We start from the raw sequence: 2,816 nt of genomic DNA, 5'->3' as shown, positions 1-2,816 counted from the left end.
TCCGGCGCCGGGCTGGCGGTGTCGATCACCGGCATCGCCGGGCCCGGCGGGTCGGAATTCAAGCCCGAGGGCCGGGTCTGTTTCGGGCTGGCGATCACCGGGCAGGCCACCGCCACCGAAACCGTCGAGTTCGGCGCGCCGGGGCGGGACAAGGTGCGCGCGGCGGCGCGCGATCACGCGCTGGCATTGCTGGAAGCGGCGCTCGAACCTCAGGCCGCGCCGTAAAGCTCTTTCGCCCGCGCCTCGAAGGCGCGCACGATTCGATGCATCGCCTCGTTGAACACCAGGCCGATGACCTTCTGCAGCACTGCGTTCTTGAACTCGAAATCGACATAGAAAGAGATGTCGCAGCCGCCCGTGGCCTCGGAGAAGGTCCACTCGGATTTCAGGAACTTGAACGGGCCGTCCAGGTATTCGGTGACGATGCGCATCTCGTCGGGAAACAGGGTGACGCGGCTGCCGAACCGTTCGCTGAACACCTTGAACCGGATCACCAGGTCCGCCTCCATCACCTCGGCCGCGCCGTCCTGGTACCGGCGGCGGATCCGCGCGGCGGCGCACCAGGGCAGAAACTCGGGATAACGCGCGACATCGGCGACAAGGTCATACATCTGCCGGGGCTGATACGGCAGGTGGCGGGTTTCGGAATGGCTGGGCATATACTCGGGGGTGGTTGGCGTTCAGTGCCGCGTCTGTCCTATGAATGGGGCAAAAGATCAAGGCGGCGATGCCCGGTCCGCGCCCCCGCCGGCGATGCGAGGTGAAAATTGCAAATTCTTTCGACAGGGTGACGTGGCAAAGCAGTGGCACCTTCGGGACGCGGCAGGATAGGTTGGCGCAGGACGCAACCCGGAACCGCGAAAAGGGAATGAGATGCCGAACCGGCCCTATGTTATCGACGAACTGATCTCGGCCAAGGCGATCGCGGCGCGAATTGAGGAGTTGAGCCGCGAGATCTGCCGTGAATTCCGCGATACCGACAAGCTGGTCGTGGTCGGCCTGCTGCGCGGCAGTTTTGTCTTCATCGCCGACCTCGCGCGCGAGCTGGACGTGCCGATCGAGATCGACTTCCTCGAAGCCTCGTCCTATGGCAACGCGATGGAAAGCAGCCGCGAGGTACGCATCCTCAAGGATTTGCGCGGCGCCATTCAGGGGCGCGATGTGCTGGTGGTCGAGGATATTGTCGATACCGGCCATACCCTGAACCACGTCATCGCCCTGCTGAAGAGCCGCCAGCCCAAGCGGCTGAAATCCATCGCGCTGCTGGACAAGCCCAGCCGCCGCGAAGTGGATTTCAAATCCGACTGGATCGGCTTTGAAATTCCGGACGAATTTGTCGTCGGCTATGGCATCGACTATGCCCAGCGCAACCGCAACCTGCCCTTTATCGGCAAGGTCCGGTTCACCGACTGACCCGCCTTACCGGTGGACCGGCGCGGCCGGCGGGTCCAGCAGGTCGCGGCATCCGTCCAGATAATCCAGGATCCGCTCGCGCACCATGCGGATGCGCGGCACCTCGCGCAGCTCGGCATGGCTGGCGACCCAGATCGGCACCGACAGGTCCGGCATCAGCTCGGCGCGATGCTCAAGCTCGGGGACGGGATCACCGAGGAAGGCAGGCAGCACCGCGATGCCGGCCCGCAGGCGGGCCAATTCGCGCAGCACCATGAAACTGTCGGCCCCAGCGCCGACGTGGTCGGGCTCGATATGGGCGGCGATCCATGCGGCCGCCACCGACCGCGCCAGCGCGCCGGTCGGCGACAGCCACAGCGCCGGCGCCCCCGGCGCGGCATAGGCGCGAAAGCACAACCCGACGCGGCTGTCGCCGATCATCTCTTCCGGCAGGCTGCGCGCCGGCCGGACCGAGATATCGGCCTGCATCCGGGTAAAATCGAGGTGGCTGTTGGTGCTCATCACCTCGATCTGCAGTTCCGGCAGCGCATCATGAAGCCTGCGCACCAGCCCCGGCAGGATAGACTGACAGAGGGAATCGGTGGAGGACAGCCGCACCAGGCCGCGCATTGCCGCCCGCCGCCCCTGCATCAAGCGCTCGACCGAGACCACCGCGTTCTCGACCTCGCGCGCCGCCTCGATCACGTTTGCGCGATCAGGCAGCACCCGGTAGCCCGTTGCAGTCTTTTGAAAAACCGGTCCGCCATGGTCCCGCTCGAAGGCCGCCACCCGGCGCAACACCGTTGCATGATTGACCCCCAGCACCCGGGCGGCAGCGCTGATGGTGCCATGCGTGGCGACGCAAAGCACAAAACGAAGGTTATCCCAGTTCCGGTTGTGCAATAATCGAAGAGGCTTTTGCAATTTTGGACAATATATATCCAAACGCTCACACGTATAGTGCCAATATCGACCAATAGCCAGGGAGACCAGCCGTGAAGTTCAAACCGACTGTTGTTGCGGGGCTTGCCATTGCCGCCCTGCTGGGAACCGCCTCGCTGACCATCGCTCAGGATGACAAGGCCGCGATGGACGCGATCAAGGCACGCAAGGCCACCATGCAGCTTTTTGCCTATAACCTCGGCTATCTGGGCGGTGTCGCCAAGGGCGAGATCGAATATGACGCCGCCGCGGCCTCGGCCGCCGCCTCCAACCTGGCCAAGCTGACCTCGCTGGATCAGTCGCGCTATTGGCTGCCCGGCACCGACACTGCCAGCATGGGCGAGGCCACCCGCGCCCTGCCCTCACTCTGGGAGGCGGACAGCGAAGCCGGCCAGATGGTCATGCAACTGGCCGCCGCGGCAGCTGATCTGGACGCCGCGGCCGGTGACGGTGCCGACGCCGTGCGCGCCGCGCTGGGGCCG

5 protein-coding genes are annotated in these 2,816 nt (G+C 65.1%); 3 read left to right on the top strand and 2 right to left on the bottom strand.

All coding sequences use genetic code 11. From position 1 onward, the window contains the following. Positions 1–225 (top strand): CinA family protein (locus CVM52_RS24985; protein WP_205965030.1); only part of this gene is annotated, 225 nt, incomplete at its 5' end. Here CVM52_RS24985 and CVM52_RS24980 read toward each other — a convergent pair. After that, a complete protein-coding gene (locus tag CVM52_RS24980) occupies positions 210–659 on the bottom strand; it encodes a type II toxin-antitoxin system RatA family toxin (RefSeq protein ID WP_100164981.1) in 450 nt (149 codons plus the stop codon). The two genes, CVM52_RS24985 and CVM52_RS24980, sit on opposite strands and share 16 nt — an antisense overlap. 214 nt (positions 660–873) lie before the next feature. Here CVM52_RS24980 and hpt point away from each other — a divergent pair, with 214 nt between their 5' ends. Further along, positions 874–1,413, top strand: coding sequence for a hypoxanthine phosphoribosyltransferase (hpt, locus tag CVM52_RS24975; protein WP_100164980.1), 540 nt, complete (start codon positions 874–876; stop codon positions 1,411–1,413). 6 nt (positions 1,414–1,419) lie between these two features. Here the strand turns inward: hpt and CVM52_RS24970 are convergent, their stop codons facing one another. Continuing rightward, the gene (locus CVM52_RS24970; protein ID WP_276308666.1) at positions 1,420–2,295 is read right to left on the bottom strand and encodes a LysR family transcriptional regulator; all 876 of its coding nucleotides are present in this window, start codon (positions 2,293–2,295) and stop codon (positions 1,420–1,422) included. Positions 2,296–2,387: 92 nt separating this feature from the next. Here CVM52_RS24970 and CVM52_RS24965 point away from each other — a divergent pair. Continuing rightward, on the top strand, positions 2,388–2,816 hold a 429-nt coding region (locus CVM52_RS24965; protein WP_100164978.1), incomplete at its 3' end, for a cytochrome c.

Source organism: Pseudooceanicola lipolyticus (assembly GCF_002786325.1).
In the GTDB taxonomy this organism is placed as follows: Bacteria; Pseudomonadota; Alphaproteobacteria; order Rhodobacterales; family Rhodobacteraceae; genus Pseudooceanicola_C; species Pseudooceanicola_C lipolyticus.
This window is presented reverse-complemented; position numbering and strand designations above follow the sequence as displayed.